The sequence below is a fragment of the Pseudomonas xanthosomatis genome, from assembly GCF_019139835.1.
Taxonomy (GTDB): Bacteria; Pseudomonadota; Gammaproteobacteria; order Pseudomonadales; family Pseudomonadaceae; genus Aquipseudomonas; species Aquipseudomonas fakonensis.
Genome location: NZ_CP077075.1, coordinates 5,158,569 through 5,176,283 on the forward strand (window position 1 = coordinate 5,158,569; position 17,715 = coordinate 5,176,283).

Sequence of the window (17,715 nt, forward strand, 5' to 3'; positions counted from 1 at the left end):
ATATGAATACCGATAATGCTGTTGAAACCCTGGTCGATTGCCGTGGCGTCTGGAAGATTTTCGGCGACCGCGCGCCGGCCGCCCTGCAGGCCTACCGCGAGCGCGGCCTGAGCAAGACCCAGATCCTCCAGGAATATGGCTGCGTGGTGGGCGTCAGCGACGTCAGCCTGCAGGTTCGCCGCGGTGAAATTTTCTGCATCATGGGCCTGTCCGGCAGTGGCAAGTCCACCCTGATCCGCCTGCTCAACCGCCTGATCACGCCCACCAGCGGCGAGGTGCTGGTCAAGGGCCGGGATATTTCCCGGCTCGACGCCGCCGCCCTGCGCGAGGTGCGCGCCAAACACATCGGCATGGTGTTCCAGAGCGTCGCCCTGCTGCCGCACCGCTCGGTGCTGGAGAACGCAGCCTTTGGCCTTGAAGTGCAAGGCGTGGGCAAGGCCGAACGCCATGAAGTGGCCGGCCGAGCCCTGGCCAAGGTGGGCCTGAGCGACTGGGCCAACCGCTACCCCGCAGAGCTTTCCGGCGGCATGCAGCAGCGCGTGGGCCTGGCCCGGGCGATCGCCTCGGACCCTGAAGTGATCCTCATGGACGAACCCTTCAGCGCCCTTGACCCGCTGATCCGCCGCCAGTTGCAGGACGAGTTCCGCCAGCTGACCAAGTCGCTGGGCAAGTCGGCGGTGTTCATCACCCACGACCTCGAAGAAGCCATTCGCATCGGCGATCGCATCGCCATCATGAAAGATGGCGTGATCATCCAGGAAGGCACCGCCGAAGACATCGTGCTCAGCCCGGCCGACGACTATGTGGCCGAATTCGTCGCCGGCATTTCGCGCCTGCACCTGGTCAAGGCCCACTCGATCATGCAGCCGCCGGCCCGTGGCGAAAACCTCGAACACCTGGAGTGCGCCAGCCCCGACAGCGACCTGGACACCCTGATCAACCTGCTGATCCGCTCCGGCCAGGACGCCGTGGGCATTCGCGACAACGGCGCGCTGGTGGGTGTGATCAGCCAGCGCGCGCTGCTGCGCGCGGTGCAGGGCGTACCGCCGGAAACCCCGCTGCGCGCGGTACCTTCGCCACGGGAGGGCTCGGCATGAACCCCTCCGACTTTGCCGATGCCTTCGACGCCACCGTCGACAACGGCCTGATGTGGCTCTCGGACAACGCCTCGCATATCTTCGATGCGCTGAACGACGTGCTCAAGGCGCTGTACCAGGCAGTGCTGTGGGTGCTGAGCCTGCCGCCCTTCTACGTCGCCGCGCTGTTGTTCGCGCTGCTGGCCTGGCGCCTGGCCGGGCGGCGCTTTGCCATCGGCACCCTGGCCGCGCTGCTGCTGTGCGCGGTGATGGGCCTGTGGCCGCAGACCATGAGCACCCTGGCGCTGGTGCTCACCGCCACCAGCCTGGCGCTGCTGGTGGGCATCCCCTGCGGTGTGGCGGCGGGCCTGTCGCCCACCCTGTACCGCATCAGCGAACCGGTGCTGGACCTGATCCAGACCCTGCCGCCGTACATCTACCTGCTGCCGGCCATCGCCCTGCTCGGCTTTGGCGCCGGTACCGCGCTGGTGGCCACCTTCATCGTCGCCGTGCCGCCGGTGCTGCGCCTGACGGCGCTGGGCATCCGCATGACCCCCAAAGTTTTTATCGAGCTGGGCCACGCCAGCGGCACCACCGGTTGGCAGCAGTTCGTCAAGATCCGCCTGCCGTTCGCCCTGCCAAGCATCATGACCGGCATCAACCAGAGCCTGATGATGGCCTTCGGCATGGTGGTGATCGCCGGCATCGTCGGCTCCGGCGGGCTGGGCGAGGTGATCTACAACGCCATCCGCACCCTGGACATCGCCCGTTCGATCAACGCCGCCATCGCCATCGTGGTGCTGACCCTGATCCTCGACCGCCTTGCCCAGAGCGGCAGCGCCCAGGAGGCCCGCCATGAATCTCACTGAGCTGAACGTTTCGCCCGGCGCCTACCTGGCGCCGGTATTCGACTGGCTCAACGCCAACTTGCACGGCCTGTTCGTCGCCATCAGCCACTTCGTCGAAGCGGTGCTGGGTGCCATCGAAGCCGCCCTGCTGCTGCCGCCGGCCTGGGCGTTGATCGCCGTGGTGTGCGGCCTGACTGCGGCGTTCATCAGCCTGCGCAACGCCTTGCTGGCCGGCGTGCTGCTGGGCTTTTGCTGGGTCAGCGGCTTCTGGGCCGCCTCGATGCAGACCATCGCGCTGGTGTCGGTGGCGGTGCTGATCGCCGTGGCCATCGCCTTCCCGCTGGGCATCCTGGCGGCACGGGTCAAGCGCTTCGACAACGCCATCGGCCCGGTGATGAACATCATGCAAACGGTACCGCCATGGGTGTACCTGATTCCGGCGGTGATCATCTTCAGCCTGGGCAAGGTGCCGGCGATCATCGCCACGGTCATTTATGGCATCCCGCCGATGCTGCGCCTGACCAGCCTGGGCTTTCGCCAGGTGCCCAAGGACCTGCTGGAACTGGGCCAGGCCACCGGTGCCAAGCCGGCCACCATCCTGCTCAAGATCGAACTGCCCAGCGCCCTGCCCACCCTGCTGGTAGGCCTGAACCAGTGCATTTTGCTGTCGCTGGCCATGGTGGTGCTGGCCGGGCTGGTCGGTGCCGGTGGCCTGGGCGCCGAAGTGACCCGCGGCCTGACCCGCATGGAGATGGGCCTGGGCCTGCGCGCCGGCCTTGCGATCGTGGCCGTGGCGCTGCTGCTCGACCGCCTGTCCCGTGGCCTGCTGGAACGTCGCCGGGGAGCCCTGCCCGCCCATTGAACCCATCATCGCCGGCAAGCCGGCTCCTACAGGATTGCGCAAAGCCAGAGGCAAGCGTTGCACCTGTGGGAAGCGGCCTTGTGTCGCGATCGGGTGCGAAGCACCCGCAAAGCCAGGTCGCATTTGCGGCCCATCGCGGCACGAGGCCACACGGTTACCGGATCAGGCTTGCGCCAGCGCCGGTACCGGCTTGTGCCGCCACTGGTTGACTACCCCAATCCGCACAATCACCAACGCCAGCCCAATGGTCAGCGACACCTCCAACCGGTGCTGCGGCATCACGAACATACGCCGTACTTGGGGCGCCGCAGCAAAATACGGCCGAAACCTGGCAAACCAGAGCTTCGCGCCAGCCAAAACCAGTCCAGCCCCGGGTGACCAAGTTGCCCCTGGCGGACCCCGAGTTGGCCAGAAAGGTCACGCTAGAGCGGTTGTGCCGCTCGGCAGCGGGATTGAACAGGCACCGATGTGCCGGGGTCAGCTGCATAACCCATGCACACAGGAGACCGCGCAATGTTCGAAATCCCAACTTCCCAGGCCACCCCCGAACACAACGTCCACGGCCTGGAACGCCTCAGTTCGCTGGCCGGCGGCGCGCTGATGATCAGCAAGGGGCTGCGCCATGGTGGCCTGCTGGGCATGCTGCAGGTGGCCGTCGGCGGCCTGGCCCTGGCCCGCGGCGTGAGCGGGCGCTGCTCGACCAAGGCCTGGTGGCAGCGCCACCGTGCCGAGTATCACCGCCTGCACCGCGACATCGAGCGCGGCGCGCGGGAACTGAAGGCACTCAAGGCCAGTGCCGAGGCGGCAACGCGTACAGTGACCGTGACCGGGAAGGATCCGTTGGCGGGGGGTTGAAAATGCAATCGCGGGGCAAGCCCGCTCCCACGTTGCGTCCTGTTTGGGCCGCGTGGGAGCGGGCTTGCCCCGCGAAGAGCCTGGGTTAACGCAACACCTTGCTCTGCAACACCTCGGACTGGCGCCCGAGCACGTTCTCGCTGATCTGCACGAACTCATCGGTGCTGACGCTGGACAGGCGCATCAGCGCCTGGGCCACGTCGTCCAGCGAACGCTTGTCGTGGGTGTGCAGGCGGATCTCGCGGTCCAGCGCCTGCAGCAGCAGCACGCCACGGGCCACCTGGGCAGCATCGGCCTTGGCGCCCTTGAGGTGGGTGACCTTGGCGCCGAGCTTGTTCAGCCGCGCCTGCAAGGTGGCGTAGCGGTCGTCGCTGATACCGCCGGCACGGCGCAGCAGCTCGGTGGCGTAGTACTCGGTGAAGCTTTCGCCCAGCCAGTCACTGCGCTCGCGGTCGTTGATGCGGGCGAACTGCTGCACCACTTCGCGCAGCAGCGGGCTGTTGCCGCTTTCGCCGATCAACGGCCCTGCGCTGTACAGGTACAGCGAGTTGTTACCGGCCAGGGCCCCGCGCCACATGCCGTCCCGGGCGCCGACAATCAGCAGCTTGGGCGGGTTGCGCGGGAACACCGCCTGCAGTTGCGGCCAGACGAAGGTCAGCAGCGTCAGGGTGTCCATGCGCCGCATGCCCTGCCCCTGCGGTGCGGCGACGGTGACTTCGGTTTCCCCAAGGCGCGCGCGGCGGCTGCCGAGGTTGCCGGCGAGCATCCAGCCGGTGGGGCGGTCGAACAGGCGTGATACATCGTCGATGCGAAACTTCTGCCGGCCAATACGCGGCCAGGCGGTTTCCACGCTTTTCCAGCCGGCTGGCAAATCAAAGGCCAGGCGCGACACCAGCTCGGTGCCGTCCTGCTGATCAAGGCGCGCCGGCGGCACCAGCTGGTCGCCACGGAACAACGCCCAGTGTGCGGTGATGCGGGTTTCATGGGCCGCCCCGCCGGGTTGCTGGTCAAGGCGTACGCGGTAGCTCAGGCTGGTCTTGCCCGGCGCCGGGTGCCACAGGCCACGGCCGTTCTGCACCTGCCATTGGCCGTCGGCCAAAAAGTCGCTGTAGCTGTTGCCGTTGCCCAGGTCGAAGTCCAGGCTGCGCACCGCGCTGCCATCGGCCAAGGTCAGGCGCACCTCGGCCTGACCGCTTTGCGGCAGCAAACGTACCTGGTAATCGAGGTCGACCTTTTTCGCCAGTACCTGGGTACTGGCCAGCAGGCCGACAAGCAACAACAGCGGGCGACGCATACAGAAACTCCTTGTTCCCCAGAGGCGATGATTTTCAGCCGGCGCGGAAAATCAGGTGGTCTTCCCAGTCGTCTTCATCCACATCGTTCTCGCTGAGCATGCGCCCCGACCGGGAAATGCGCTGCTCGTGCACCTGCTTGCGGTCGCCGCTGACCAGGTGGTGCCAGGCCGGCAGGTCCTTGCCCTCGCTGACCAGGCGGTAGCCGCAGGTGGGCGGCAGCCACTTGAACTGGTCGGCCTTGCCGGGCGTTAGCTGGATGCAGTCCGGCACATGCTCGAAGCGGTTGGGGTAGTCACTGCACTGGCAGGTCTGCAGGTCCAGTAGCTTGCAGGCGATGCTGGTGTAGTAAACGGCGTTGTCCTCTTCGTCCTCGAGCTTTTGCAGGCAGCACAGGCCACAACCGTCGCACAGTGACTCCCACTCTTTGTCGTCAAGTTGTTCGAGGCTCTTGCGCCGCCAGAAGGGCGCGGTATCGGCGATCATCACACGGTTTCCTGCATTCAACGTGAATCCGCGGCGCGCGGCGGCGCCAGTCTAGAGCCAGTGCGGCGGCAAAGCCAGACCGCTTGTCAGTGCCAGCCGGACGCAGTAGCGTGCGGTCTTTGCCCACCTTTGCAGGAGCACCCATGAGCGCCAACCCACGCATCGCCGACTACGCCATCAACGAGCAGTTCATCAACCGCTGGTCACCTCGGGCGTTCACCGCCGAGCCGATCAGCCAGCAAACCCTGTTGAGCTTCCTCGAAGCCGCGCGCTGGGCGCCATCGGCCTACAACTCGCAGCCCTGGCGCTTCTTGTATGCCCGCCGCGACACGCCAAGCTGGGAGCGCTACCTGGCGATCCTCAACGAGTTCAACCGCAGCTGGGCGCAGCAGGCCTCGGCATTGGTGCTGGTGATCTCCAAGACCACCTTCGCAGCACCTGGCTCGGATGAAGAAAAGCCGGCCCTGTGGCACACCTTCGACACCGGCTCAGCCTGGGGCCACCTGGCGCTGCAGGCCAGCATCAGCGGCTGGCACACCCACGGCATGGCCGGTTTCGACCAGGCGCTGGCCCGCAGCGAGCTGAAGATCCCCGAGGGCTATGAGCTGCATGCCATGGTGGCGATCGGCAAGCTGGGGGACAAGGCGAGTCTGGCCGAAGGCCTGCAGAGCCGCGAAGTGCCTAGCCCGCGCCGGCCATTGAGTGAGCTGGCGGCTGAGGGTGAGTTCAGCCTGTAAATAGTCGGCTGGCTGTCCCGGCCTCTTCGCGGGCAAGCCCGCTCCCACAGGATTACCTGTGACCTGAGGAAACAGATAAACCTGTGGGAGCGGGCTTGCCCGCGAAGAGGCCGGGACAGGCAATAAAGGCTCAATAACCCCGGGCGAAATCCACCTCGCCACGCATCCCCTGCCCCGCTGCATACGCCCGCACATTCTCGACAAACAACCGCACCATCGCCGCAGGCGAGGTGGGCGCCGAGCTGTGCCCGGTCAGCAGCAAGCCCCAGGCAGTCCAGAACGGGTGGCGCTGGGGCAGCGGCTCCTGGCGGCACACATCGATCACCGCACCGGCCAGGTGGCCCTGCTTGAGCGCCTCGACAAGGTCCGCATCGACCACCGCCGCGCCGCGCCCGGCGTTGATGAACAGCGCACCAGGCTGGAAGCACTGGAACAGCGCCGCATCGTACAGGTCGTGGGTGGCTGGGGTATCGGGCAGCAGGTTCAGCACGTAGTCGGCCTGCGCCACCATGCGCGGCAGCTGGTCGAGCCCGGCCACCTCGGCGAACGGCGCCTGCTCGCGGGCGCTGCTGGCCACGCCATAAAGCGTCACGCCAAACGGCACCAGAAACTCAGCGACCCGCTGGCCGATATCGCCGGTGCCGACGATCAGCACCCGGCGGCCCTCCAGCGTGCGCCCGGGGCGGTCGTCCCAGCGCCGCTCCACCTGGCTGACCAGTCGCGACAGCACTTCGCGCTCGTGCGCCAGCATGTAGGTAAGCATGTACTCGGCCATCACCTGGCCGAAGATGCCCACGGCGCGGGTCAGACGGTAGTCACGCGGCAGGCCGTCGGCCAGCAGCGGGGTAATGCCGGCCCAGGTCGACTGCATCCAGTCGGGCTTGTGGCCCTGGCGCAGCAGGCTGGCCAAAAGGTCCGGCTGGCCCAGCCATACCGGGCAGTCGGGGGCGAAACGCGCCAGCTCGGCGGAATCGCCGCTGGTCAGGACCTCCAGGTCCGGTGCCGCTTCGCCCAGCAGGCGGGCGTAGTTGGCATGATCCTGTTCAGCGATCAGAACGCGCATGTAAAACACAACCTTGGCAGACAACGAACGCGGCCCGCCAGGCGGGCCGCTGTACAAGATGCGATGGCGCCCGGCTCAGACCGGGTCGTTGCGGCGCAGCAGCTCTTCGGGCAGGTGCTCGATGTACTCGTCTTCCAGCGGCGGCATCTGCAGGTGGTAGCCCTGGTTTTCGAGGTTCTCCAGCACCTTGGCGATGTCTTCGCGCGCCAGCTTGCGCTCGGGGGTCAGCACCAGGTCGAAGGCGTGCACGGGGGTGCCGAAGACCGGCAACAGGCCCTCGGGCACGCGCTCCAGGCCTTCGGCCTTGAGCACGTACAGGTACATTTCGTTCTTGCGCGGGCTCTTGTAGATCGAGCAGATACGTTTCATGGCTTGTCTCCGGCACCCGCCAGGTCGTCCAGCAGGGCCTGGCCCATGCGCTCACGGCGCCAGCCGCGCAACGCATCGGGCAGTTGATAGGGGCCGTCGGGGTAGCCGCTTTTAAGCAGCGCTTCGAGGGCTTTCTTGCGCAGCATCAGCTCCGGGGCAATCTGCAGGCGCTCGCCTTCGGCCTGGCCAATGGCACGCAGGCGCTTGAGAATGCCGGCGGCCTCGATCGGCAGCGGCTCGGGCAAAGCCTGCGGCCACTGCTCGGCAGGCTGGCTACCGGCGCGCTTGATCAGTTCGATGAGGAACTGGCCGTCCTGGCGGATGGTGCGCGGGTGCATCTCGTCGATTTTTGCCAGTGCCGACAGGTTGTCGGGCTGGGACTTGGCCATCGGCCACAGCGAATGTTCCTTCAGAATACGGTTGCGCGGCACGTCGCGGTTGCGCGCTTCACGCTCGCGCCAGGCGCACAGCTCGCGCAATACCGCCAGTTGCTGGCGCGACAGCTTCCAGGCCAGCTTCACCTCGCGGTACAGCGTCTGCGGGTCGACCTCGCGGCGCATCGCAGCCACCAGCTCTGCGCCGTCCTCCAGCACCCAGGCGTACTTGTCATCACTCAGGCGCGGGCGCAGGGCAGTGAACAGCTCGGCCAGGTGCACGGCATCTTCGGCGGCGTAGCTTACCTGGGTCTCGGACAGCGGGCGTTGCAGCCAGTCGGAGCGGGTTTCGCCCTTGGGCAGCTCGAGCCCCAGCACCTCTTGCACCAGGCGCGAGTAGCCCATGGAGAAGCCGATGTTCAGGTAGCCGGCGGCCAGTTGGGTGTCGAACAGCGGCTGCGGCAGCTTGCCGGTCAGGCGCAGCAGCACCTCGAGGTCTTCGCTGCAGGCGTGCAGCACCTTGACCACACCGCTGTCTTCGAGCAGCGCGGCCAGGGGTTGCCAGTTGCGGATCAACAGCGGGTCGATGAGGAAGGCGCGCTTGCCGTCACCGATCTGGATCAGGCCCGCCTTGGGGTAGAAGGTGTCGACCCGCATGAATTCGGTGTCGAGTGCTACATAGGGCAGTTCGCGCCAGGCTTGGCAGTGTTCGGCCAGGGTCTGGTCGTCACGGATCCAGTGAATTTCGATGGCCACGAGGCTCTCCCACTAACATTGGCGCGCAGTATATACGGCGCGGGCCTTGGGGGTGAAACCTCGCGCCATCCGTGGTGCCGGGCGGTTGCCCGGTGCTGTTGCGAAATGCTATCGCGGGGCAAGCCCGCTCCCACGTGAAGCTTTGCAGGATCACGTGGGAGCGGGCCTGCCCCGCGATCGGCCCTTGCAGGCTCAGCGACCCGCCGCCAGCCAAGGCCGGCAGCTGGCGAACATGTCCAGCGACTGCTGGTACACGCCGGTGCGCACCTGCAACAGGCCCAGCATCGAGTGGAACAGGTTGTCCTGGGACAGCGGCGCGTCGCGCAGCTTGGCCATGCATTCGGTGTCTACACCAAAGTCCTTCTGGTAGCTGTCGGAGAACCAGGCCACCATCGGCACGTGCTTCTGCTGGTCCGGGGCGATGGCGTACGGGGTGCCGTGCAGGTACAGGTTGTACTCGCCCAGCGACTCGCCGTGGTCGGACAGGTAGAGCATGGCGGTGTCGACCTTGTCCTGCTTGCTGCGCAGGGTGTCGATCAGCGACGACAGCACGTCGTCGGTGTAGGCCAGGGTGTTGTCGTAGCCGTTGATGATCTCGTCGCGGCTGCACTGGTTAAGTGCATTGCTGCGGCACACCGGCTGGAACGGCTCCTGGCCCTTGGGGTAGCGCTTGAAGTACTCCGGGCCGTGGCTGCCCATCTGGTGCAGCACCAGCACGGTATCCTTGTCGAGGTTGTCGATCAGCTCGCCCAGGCCTTGCAGCAGGATTTCGTCATGGCATTCGCCGCCGGCGCACAGGGCCGGGTCCTTGAGATTGCTCACGTCGATGAACTGCACGCGGTCGCAGGTGCCCTTGCAGCCGGACTGGTTGTCGCGCCACTGCACGCTGAGGCCGGCGCGTTGGAGGATATCCAGCAGGCCTTCGCGGTTCTTCGCCACCCGCGCGTCGTAGTCCTTGCGGCCCATGCCGGAGAACATGCACGGCACCGACACGGCGGTTTCGGTGCCGCACGAGTGCACGTCGCTGAAGCTCAGCAGGCCCTGCTGTTTGGCCAGTTTAGGGGTGGTGTCACGCTGGTAGCCGAGCAAGCCGAAGTTCTCGGCGCGGGCACTTTCACCCACTACCAGTACGGTCAGCGACTTGCGCTGGTGGTGCTGCCAGGCGGCATCGCGACGGGCATCTTCGCCATAGGCCTGGAACGGCCGCGCGGCGGTGCCGACCTGCTCGCTGACATAGCCGATGGAGGCGCCGACGATATTGCTTGGGGTGAGCATCAGGCGCAGTTCGTGGTGGTTGCGAAACAGCGACGACAGCCCCTGGTAGTTGACCAGCGCCACCGAACCCAGTGCCGCCACGCAGGCGCCGCCAACGACCAGCTTGCCCAGCAGTTCGCGGTGCCACGGGCGGTAGGCGATGCGCGCTTTCCACACCGCCAGCGAGGGCAGTATGCCCAGCAGCACGATATAAAGCGCAAACTTGATCGACAACAAGTCACGCACTTCCGAAACATTGGTTTCGGCGACATTGCGGAACATGCCGGCGTCAACAAGTACGCCATATTGGTTCATGAAATAAGCAACACTGGCGCCACTCATGAACAAGATGATCAATACCGGCTTCAATACATAACGAAACGCCAATAGCGTCAGTACCAGATTGAACGCGAACAGCATCAGCACGGCGAATGCCAGGCCCAGCCACAGCCCCACCATGCCGGGCGGCAGGATGCTCTCCAGGTGCCCCCAAAGAAAGGTGTTGAGGCCAATCAACAGGTAAAGGCTGGCCAACAGCGTGACCCATTCAGTCCGCAGGGGTTTGACTTTCAACATTGGCATTCGCACGTAGAGTTCATGGGCGGCCAGGGGCAACAGCGGCACCCTGGAAAGTTGGCCGAACTCTAGAAAGCCTAGCATCAATTTTTTGTGAAAAACTTGGTAACAATTGGTGCGGATGCAGTTTTCATCCGTTAAACAGTTTTCATTCAGCGATTATTCAGCCAGGCACGCCATGGCAGCCTGGCTTTTCGCAGTGGCGCAAAGGGGGCTATTCTCATGGCTCAGGCCCTTTCGCCAACCCCAGACAGAGGTGAAGAAATGCCAGTTCCGCACGATTTGCTCGCAGACCTGCACATTACCGCTGAGAATTTCCAGGCACTGATCGACAAGGACCAGGACCTGCACAAGCTGCACAAGGAATACAACGCCAAGGACAAGGAGGTGCTGGCCGCCGAAGGCAACGGCACCAGCGATGAGGCCGTCAACAAGCTGCGCAAGGAGCGGCTGCTGCTCAAGGACAAGATCGAACGGATCATCCACCCGCCCAAAGCCTGAACGTTCCTCACTGAATTCACTGACGCCATCGCGGGGCAAGCCCGCTTCCACGACTCACCGTGGGAGCGGGCTTGCCCCGCGATCATTCGGCGTTCAGGCAGAAGCCTTCAGCGCTGCATCCAGGTCTTCGATCAGGTCACGGTAATCCTCGATCCCCACCGACAACCGCAGCAGGTTCTCGCTGATGCCCATTTCGCCCTTCTGCGCCGGGCTCAACGAGTTGTGCGACATGGTCCAGGAGTGGTTGATCATGCTCTCCACCCCGCCCAGCGAATCGGCCAGCACGAAGATCTGCAACGCCTCCACCAACCGGTTGACCGCAGCCCGGTCGCCCTTGATGCGCAGCGCCACCACCGCACCGCCGGTGCGCATCTGGCGCTTGCACAGTTCATGTTGCGGGTGGCTTGGCAGCCCCGGGTAGAACACCTGCTCCACCTGCGCGTGGTTTTCCAGGTACTCGGCGATGCGCAAGGCGTTGGCGCTCTGGCGTTCCATGCGCACATCCAGCGTTTTCAACCCGCGCAGCGCCAGGTAGCAGTCGAACGGCCCCTGGATGGCCCCCACCGCCATGCTGATGTGGCGCAGGCGCTTGAGCAGCTGCTCATTGGCCGCCACCACCACGCCGCCGGTCAGGTCGGAGTGGCCGCCGATGTACTTGCTCGCCGAGTGCATCACCAGGTCCACGCCCAGGGTGATCGGCTGCTGGTTCCACGGCGAGCAGAAGGTGTTGTCGATGCAGGTCAGGATGCCGCGCTCACGGGCCAGCGTGCACAGCGCCTTGATGTCCACCAGGTGCAGCAGCGGGTTGGTCGGCGACTCGATCCAGATCAATTGCGTTTCAGGGCGGATGGCCGCAGCCACGGCGTCCAGGTCGTTGAGGTCGACGTAGGTGGTGGTCAGCCCCGAGGTGCGTGCACGGTAGTCTTCCAGCAGGCGGAAGGTACCGCCATAGACACCGTTCATCACCACCACATGGGCGTCCTTGTCGAGCAATTCCAGCACCGTAGAGGTGGCGTTCACCCCCGAGGCGCAAGCCACCGCGCCCACGCCTTCTTCCAGCGCGGCCACGCAGGTTTCGTAGGCGTGCCGGGTGGGGTTGCTGACGCGGCTGTAGGCGTATTCGGGGTGGTCGTCCAGACCGCGCTTGATGAACGAGCTGGAGGTGACGATGGCCGGGAAGATGGCGTTGTCGGCAACGCTGGACTGCTCGCCGGCGTGGATGGTACGGGTGGCGAAATTGCGCAGCTTGTCGGACATGCTCGGGCTCGTGGCGTGTGGGGGAAAGGCGCCACTATCTCATATCCGCCTGCGCCAGGCAGTGCGTGGAACGTTGTTGTCGTCACCGGCAGCTGATGTTTCCACCCATTACGGCAAACGGCTAACCTTGGGGTAACTTTTTCTCCTTTCGAGCCCGATTGCGCCATGGACAGTTTCGACCAGCACATCCTCACCCTGCTCCAGCGCGATGCCTCGATGTCGCTCAAGGATTTGGCCGAAGCGGTCAACCTGTCGACCACCCCGTGCTGGAAGCGGGTCAAGCGCCTGGAAGAGGACGGCTACATCCGCAGCCGCGTCGCGTTGCTCGACCCCGAGCGCCTGGGCCTGGGCCTGACGGTGTTCGTCCAGCTCAAGACCCAGCGCCACGACAGCGCGTGGCTGGCGCAATTCGCCGCCACGGTGACGGCGTTCGAGGAGGTGATGGAGGTGTACCGCATGTCTGGCGACTGGGACTACATGCTGCGGGTGGTGGTCGGCGACATCAAGGCTTACGACCACTTCTACAAGAAGCTCATCACCAGCACCGACGGGTTGTCCAACATCACCTCGAGCTTTGCCATGGAGCAGATGAAGTACACCACGGCGTTTCCGGTGAGCCGGTGATGTTTGCAGGCCCGGCCTCATCGCCGGCAAGCCGGCTCCTACAGGTGATCGCATCTCCCTGTGGGAGCCGGCTTGCCGGCGATAGGGCCGGTACAGGCCATCACTGCGCCGTGGCTGCCGCAATACGGTTACCCGCCTGCGCCTTCACCACCTTGATCGCCACGAACTTCGAGGTCGGCGTATAGGTGCCATCGCCGTAGCTTTCCAGCGGCACCAACGGGTTGGTCTCGGGGTAATAGGCTGCCGCCTGGCCTTCGGGTACGTCATAGGCCACCAGGCGAAAGCCCGACACCCGGCGCTCCACGCCATCCTCCCACAGCGACACCAGGTCCACCTGCTCGCCCGGCTCGAAGCCCAGGCGGCGAATGTCGGCCTCGTTGACGAACACCACCTCGCGCAGGCCGAACACCCCGCGGTAGCGGTCATCCAGGCCGTACAGCGTGGTGTTGTACTGGTCGTGCGAACGCAGGGTCTGCAGGATCAGGTCAGGCTTGTCGCCACGGGCCAGCACCTTGGCGTTGACCAGTTGCTCGGGCAACGGGCTGGGGCTGAAACGGGCCTTGCCGGTGCTGGTGCGGAAGTTGCGCTCGGCGGCGTTGTTGCCCAGGTGGAAGCCGCCCGGCGATTGCAGGCGCTCGTTGAAGTCGGTAAAGCCCGGGATCACGTCGGCGATCATGCTGCGGATGCGCCCGTAGTCGGCAACCGCGTATTCCCAGTCGATCGGCGTGTCGCCCAGCACGGCCTTGGCCATGCCGGCGACGATCGCAGGCTCCGAGCGCAGGTGCGGCGAGCGCGGTTTGAGCTGGCCGTGGGAGATATGCACCATGCTGAAGGTGTCCTCCACGGTCACGCCCTGCGGCCCTTCGGCCTGCAGGTCGATCTCGGTGCGGCCCAGGCACGGCAGAATCAAGGCATCACGCCCGGTCACCAGGTGCGAGCGGTTGAGCTTGGTGGAAATCTGCACGGTCAGCGCGCAGTTGCGCAGCGCCGCATGGGTGCGCGGGGTGTCCGGGGTGGCCTGGGCGAAGTTGCCGCCCAGGGCGACGAACACCTTGGCCCGGCCCTCCTCCATGGCCTTGATCGCCAGCACGGCATTGTGGCCGTGGGCGCGCGGCACCTTGAACTGGAAGCGTTTTTCCAGGGCATCGAGCAACACCGCCTTGGGCTTTTCGTCGATACCCATGGTGCGGTCGCCCTGCACGTTGCTGTGGCCGCGTACCGGCGACAACCCCGCACCCGGCTTGCCGACGTTGCCGCGCAGCAGCTGCAGGTTGACGATTTCCTGCACGGTCGGCACCGAATGGCGGTGCTGGGTGACGCCCATGGCCCAGCACATGATCACCCGTTCAGCCTTGCGGTACATGCGCGCGGCCAGCTCGATCTCGGCCTTGCTCAGCCCCGACTGCTCGACGATATGCTCCCACGGGGTGGCATCGACCACTTCAAGGTAGGCCTCGACTCCGCTGGTGTGCTCGGCGATGAAGGCGTGGTCGAACACTGCCGGCTCGTCGTTAAGCTGCGCCTCGCGCTCCCACTGCAGCAAAAACTTGGCAATGCCGCGCATGGCCGCCATGTCGCCACCCAGGGCCGGGCGGAAGTAGGCATTGGTGGTCGGCTCCGAGCCGTTGCTGAGCATCTCCAGCGGGTGCTGCGGGTGCTGGAAGCGCTCCAGGCCACGCTCCTTGAGCGGGTTGAAGCACACCACCTGGGCCCCGCGCTTGACCGCTTCGCGCAGCGGTTCGAGCATGCGCGGGTGGTTGGTGCCGGGGTTCTGGCCAATCACGAAAATCGCGTCAGCCAGCTCCAGGTCATGGAACACCACGGTGCCCTTGCCCACCCCGAGGGTTTCCGACATGCCGGCGCCGCTGGCCTCGTGGCACATGTTCGAGCAGTCAGGGAAGTTGTTGGTGCCATAGGCGCGCACGAACAGCTGGTAGAGGAACGCCGCCTCGTTGCTGGCCCGGCCCGAGGTGTAGAACTCGGCCTGGTCGGGGGACTCAAGTGCGTTCAGGTGCTCGCTGATCAGGGCAAAGGCCTCTTCCCAGCTGGTTTCGACGTAATGGTCGGTGGCTGCGTCGTAGCGCATCGGGTGGGTCAGGCGGCCCTGGTACTCCAGCCAGTAGTCGGTCTGCTCGCGCAGCGCACTGACGCTGTACTTGGCGAAGAACGCCGGGTCCACCGAACGGCCGGTGGCTTCCCAGTTGACCGCCTTGGCGCCGTTTTCGCAGAACTTGACCATGTCGCTTTCCGGCGACTCGCCCCAGGCGCAGCCGGGGCAGTCGAAGCCGCCGTTCTGGTTGGTCTTGAGCATGGCCCGCAGGTTCTTGAAGGCGTTCTCGCTGCCCAGCCAGCTCTTGGTCACGCTTTTCAGCGCGCCCCAGCCGGCGGCCGGCCCCTTGTAGTCCCTGATGTGTTGGTCCTGGCTCATGCGGTCGATCCTCACGCGGGCATTTGAAAGGTGCGGCAGGTCCCGTGGCCTGCTGCTTGCTTCCAGCCTATTGAGGGGCTGGTGGGGGCGTCCAATCGAAATGTCTTACGCTGTGATAGGTGCTGTCGATCATGCTGTGATGCAAGCCTGTGCTGGCCTCTCGCGGGCCAAGCGCGCTCCCACGACAAGCCCGGTGAATAAAGGCCCGCACTCGTGATAGAGGCTGTCGATCAAGCGGTCAGGCAAAGCAATTTGACGCTACTGGCCACTAGCGATAGCTTGGATCGCATAGCCCTTTTTCCTTCGAGCGCACCTGTGCAACAGCCCCCGGCCCTGATCGACGGTTTCAATCGCAAAGTCGACTACCTGCGGATGTCGGTCACCGACCGCTGTGACTTCCGTTGCGTCTACTGCATGGCCGAAGACATGCAGTTCTTGCCGCGCCAGCAGATCCTCAGCCTCGAAGAGCTGTACCAGGTAGCCGAGCGCTTCGTCGCCCTGGGCACCCGCAAGATCCGCCTGACCGGCGGCGAGCCGCTGGTACGCCAGGGCATCGTCGGCCTGTGCCAACGCATCGCCGCCCTGCCTGGCCTGCGCGAACTGTGCCTGACCAGCAACGGCTCGCAGCTCGGCCGCCTGGCCCAGCCGCTGTTCGATGCCGGCGTCACCCGCCTGAACATCAGCCTCGACAGCCTCGACCCCGAGCGCTTTCGCGCCCTCACCCGCACCGGCGATTTGCAGCAAGTGATCGACGGCATCGACGCCGCGCGCGCAGCAGGCTTTCGCCGCACCAAGCTCAACGCGGTGGTGCTCAAGGGCCGCAACGACGACGAAATCGTCGACCTGGTGCGGTTTGCCATCGATCGCGAGCTGGATATCTCGTTCATCGAAGAAATGCCCCTGGGGGTTATCAGCGAGCACCAGCGTGGCGAGTCGTATTGTTCCAGCGACGAGGTGCGCGAGCGCCTGGCCGCGCACTTCACCCTGGTCGAGTCGGCCGAATCGTCACAAGGCCCGGCCCGCTACTGGCGCCTGGCCGAGGCGCCGAATACCCGGGTCGGCTTCATTTCGCCCCACAGCCACAACTTCTGCGCCACCTGCAACCGCGTACGCCTGACCGTCGAGGGCCGGCTGCTGCTGTGCCTGGGCAACGAGCACTCGGTGGACCTCAAGCAGGTGCTGCGCCAGCACCCCGGCGACAGCGACCGGCTGGAAACCGCCATCCGCGATGCCATGCAGCTCAAGCCCTACCGCCACCACTTCGAGGTGGGCGGCGAGGTGCAGATCCTGCGTTTCATGAACATGACCGGCGGCTGATAGCCCGCCTCTGGAACCGCCTTGATCGTCCACCCACGCCCCGACATGCTGCGCGTGCTGTTCACTCTCAAGGGCTCGATCGTCAAACGCATTGCCGCGCGCTGCCTGGCAGTGACCCTGCTGGCGGCGTTGATCGTGTTGGTGGAGCGGCACTACCCGGCGCTGTTCTACCCGGTCAGCGCCACGCCGTTCACCCTGCTGGGCCTGTCGCTGTCGATCTTCATGAGCTTTCGCAACAACGCCTGCTACGACCGCTGGTGGGAGGGCCGCAAGGCCTGGGGGCGGGTGATCATCGAGGTGCGCTCGTTCGCCCGCGAAAGCGTGGTGATTGCCGATGAGCAACTGCGCGCGCATTTGCTGCGCAGCCTGTGCGGTTTTGCCCATGCCTTGAATGCGCGGCTGCGCAACGAGGATGAGCTGCGCGCGGCACGCCCGTGGCTGAACGAAGCCGACCGGGTAACCCCGCACAACGTCTGCAACGGCATTCTCCAGGCGGTCGGCGAGCACTGCGCAAAACTGCCGGTCAGCGATTTGCGCTACACCCTGCTGGAGCAGCGCCTGACCGGCCTTGCCGACGTGCAGGCCACCTGCGAGCGGATCAAGGGCACACCGCTGCCATTCCCCTACACCCTGCTGCTGCACCGCACCATCTACATCTTCTGCCTGCTGCTGCCGTTCGCCCTGGCCGAGCCGCTGGGCTGGCTGGCGCCGCTGTTCACCACCATCGTCAGCTACACCTTCTTTGGCCTGGATGCGATCGGCAACGAGCTGGAAGACCCGTTCGGGCGCGACGAGAACGACCTGCCCACCGATGCCCTGGTACGCACCATCGAGCGCGATGTGCTGGCGGCACTGGGGCATGAGCCGTTGCCGCCGGCGTTGCAGCCGGTGGAGCATGTGTTGAGCTGAGACCACGATGATTTAACACGGTCTCTGTGGGAAGCGGCCTTGTGTCGCGATGGGCTGCGCAGCAGCCCCGGCAATTTTGCATGAGGCCGAGGCCTTGGGGCCGCTTCGCGTCCCATCGCGACACAAGGCCG

At 65.4% G+C, this 17,715-nt stretch carries 18 protein-coding genes; 9 read left to right on the top strand and 9 right to left on the bottom strand.

What is annotated here, in order from left to right; translation table 11 throughout:
• The first annotated feature begins 2 nt into the window (after positions 1-2).
• From KSS93_RS22730 to KSS93_RS22740, 3 genes are read left to right on the top strand one after another with little or no spacing between them, the layout of a single operon-like run.
• Positions 3-1,097, top strand: coding sequence for a quaternary amine ABC transporter ATP-binding protein (locus KSS93_RS22730; protein ID WP_217839832.1), 1,095 nt, complete (start codon positions 3-5; stop codon positions 1,095-1,097).
• A complete protein-coding gene (locus tag KSS93_RS22735) occupies positions 1,094-1,945 on the top strand; it encodes an ABC transporter permease (protein ID WP_217886082.1) in 852 nt (283 codons plus the stop codon). The genes KSS93_RS22730 and KSS93_RS22735 overlap by 4 nt, the downstream gene beginning before the upstream one ends.
• Complete coding sequence (locus KSS93_RS22740) at positions 1,932-2,786, top strand: ABC transporter permease (RefSeq protein WP_217886083.1); 855 nt, start codon at positions 1,932-1,934, stop codon at positions 2,784-2,786. The genes KSS93_RS22735 and KSS93_RS22740 overlap by 14 nt, the downstream gene beginning before the upstream one ends.
• A gap of 162 nt (positions 2,787-2,948) precedes the next feature.
• Here the strand turns inward: KSS93_RS22740 and KSS93_RS26690 are convergent, their stop codons facing one another.
• Positions 2,949-3,074: a hypothetical protein gene (locus KSS93_RS26690; RefSeq protein ID WP_263975035.1), complete on the bottom strand. Its 126-nt coding sequence runs from the start codon at positions 3,072-3,074 to the stop codon at positions 2,949-2,951.
• A gap of 225 nt (positions 3,075-3,299) precedes the next feature.
• Here KSS93_RS26690 and KSS93_RS22745 point away from each other — a divergent pair, with 225 nt between their 5' ends.
• Positions 3,300-3,641 carry a DUF2892 domain-containing protein gene (locus KSS93_RS22745; RefSeq protein WP_217886084.1) on the top strand — a complete coding sequence of 114 codons (342 nt, stop codon included), beginning with the start codon at positions 3,300-3,302 and terminating at the stop codon, positions 3,639-3,641.
• 85 nt (positions 3,642-3,726) lie between these two features.
• Here the strand turns inward: KSS93_RS22745 and KSS93_RS22750 are convergent, their stop codons facing one another.
• A complete protein-coding gene (locus KSS93_RS22750) occupies positions 3,727-4,935 on the bottom strand; it encodes a hypothetical protein (protein WP_217886085.1) in 1,209 nt (402 codons plus the stop codon).
• Positions 4,936-4,969: 34 nt separating this feature from the next.
• On the bottom strand, positions 4,970-5,419 hold the full coding sequence (locus tag KSS93_RS22755; protein WP_217886086.1) for a YcgN family cysteine cluster protein: 450 nt from the start codon (positions 5,417-5,419) through the stop codon (positions 4,970-4,972).
• Positions 5,420-5,562: 143 nt separating this feature from the next.
• On the opposite strand from KSS93_RS22755, the gene KSS93_RS22760 reads away from it, so the two are divergent.
• Positions 5,563-6,156 (top strand): nitroreductase family protein, encoded by a 594-nt coding sequence (locus KSS93_RS22760; RefSeq protein ID WP_217886087.1) that lies wholly within the window; start codon positions 5,563-5,565, stop codon positions 6,154-6,156.
• Between the two features lie 130 nt (positions 6,157-6,286).
• Here the strand turns inward: KSS93_RS22760 and KSS93_RS22765 are convergent, their stop codons facing one another.
• From KSS93_RS22765 to KSS93_RS22780, 4 genes are all read right to left on the bottom strand, one after another.
• Positions 6,287-7,219, bottom strand: coding sequence for a D-2-hydroxyacid dehydrogenase (locus KSS93_RS22765; RefSeq protein ID WP_217886088.1), 933 nt, complete (start codon positions 7,217-7,219; stop codon positions 6,287-6,289).
• Positions 7,220-7,294: 75 nt separating this feature from the next.
• On the bottom strand, positions 7,295-7,588 hold the full coding sequence (locus KSS93_RS22770; protein WP_217886089.1) for a YcgL domain-containing protein: 294 nt from the start codon (positions 7,586-7,588) through the stop codon (positions 7,295-7,297).
• Positions 7,585-8,718, bottom strand: a complete 1,134-nt coding sequence (rnd, locus tag KSS93_RS22775) for a ribonuclease D (RefSeq protein WP_217839843.1) — start codon at positions 8,716-8,718, stop codon at positions 7,585-7,587. Before rnd ends, KSS93_RS22770 begins: the two co-directional genes overlap by 4 nt.
• Before the next feature lie 192 nt (positions 8,719-8,910).
• Positions 8,911-10,548 (bottom strand): phosphoethanolamine transferase, encoded by a 1,638-nt coding sequence (locus KSS93_RS22780; RefSeq protein ID WP_217888788.1) that lies wholly within the window; start codon positions 10,546-10,548, stop codon positions 8,911-8,913.
• A gap of 264 nt (positions 10,549-10,812) precedes the next feature.
• On the opposite strand from KSS93_RS22780, the gene KSS93_RS22785 reads away from it, so the two are divergent.
• The gene (locus KSS93_RS22785; RefSeq protein WP_217886090.1) at positions 10,813-11,049 is read left to right on the top strand and encodes an HP1242/YdcH family protein; all 237 of its coding nucleotides are present in this window, start codon (positions 10,813-10,815) and stop codon (positions 11,047-11,049) included.
• A 93-nt stretch (positions 11,050-11,142) separates the two neighbouring features.
• On the opposite strand, the gene KSS93_RS22790 is transcribed toward KSS93_RS22785, so the two are convergent.
• Positions 11,143-12,306 carry a trans-sulfuration enzyme family protein gene (locus KSS93_RS22790; RefSeq protein ID WP_217886091.1) on the bottom strand — a complete coding sequence of 388 codons (1,164 nt, stop codon included), beginning with the start codon at positions 12,304-12,306 and terminating at the stop codon, positions 11,143-11,145.
• A gap of 165 nt (positions 12,307-12,471) precedes the next feature.
• Here KSS93_RS22790 and KSS93_RS22795 point away from each other — a divergent pair, with 165 nt between their 5' ends.
• On the top strand, positions 12,472-12,930 hold the full coding sequence (locus KSS93_RS22795; RefSeq protein WP_217839847.1) for an Lrp/AsnC family transcriptional regulator: 459 nt from the start codon (positions 12,472-12,474) through the stop codon (positions 12,928-12,930).
• Positions 12,931-13,030: 100 nt separating this feature from the next.
• Here KSS93_RS22795 and KSS93_RS22800 read toward each other — a convergent pair whose 3' ends face one another.
• On the bottom strand, positions 13,031-15,358 hold the full coding sequence (locus KSS93_RS22800) for an FdhF/YdeP family oxidoreductase (RefSeq protein ID WP_217886092.1): 2,328 nt from the start codon (positions 15,356-15,358) through the stop codon (positions 13,031-13,033).
• A 315-nt stretch (positions 15,359-15,673) separates the two neighbouring features.
• Here KSS93_RS22800 and moaA point away from each other — a divergent pair, with 315 nt between their 5' ends.
• On the top strand, positions 15,674-16,675 hold the full coding sequence (gene moaA, locus KSS93_RS22805; RefSeq protein ID WP_217886093.1) for a GTP 3',8-cyclase MoaA: 1,002 nt from the start codon (positions 15,674-15,676) through the stop codon (positions 16,673-16,675).
• 21 nt (positions 16,676-16,696) lie between these two features.
• Positions 16,697-17,584, top strand: coding sequence for a bestrophin family protein (locus tag KSS93_RS22810; protein WP_217886094.1), 888 nt, complete (start codon positions 16,697-16,699; stop codon positions 17,582-17,584).
• The last annotated feature ends 131 nt before the right edge of the window (positions 17,585-17,715 follow it).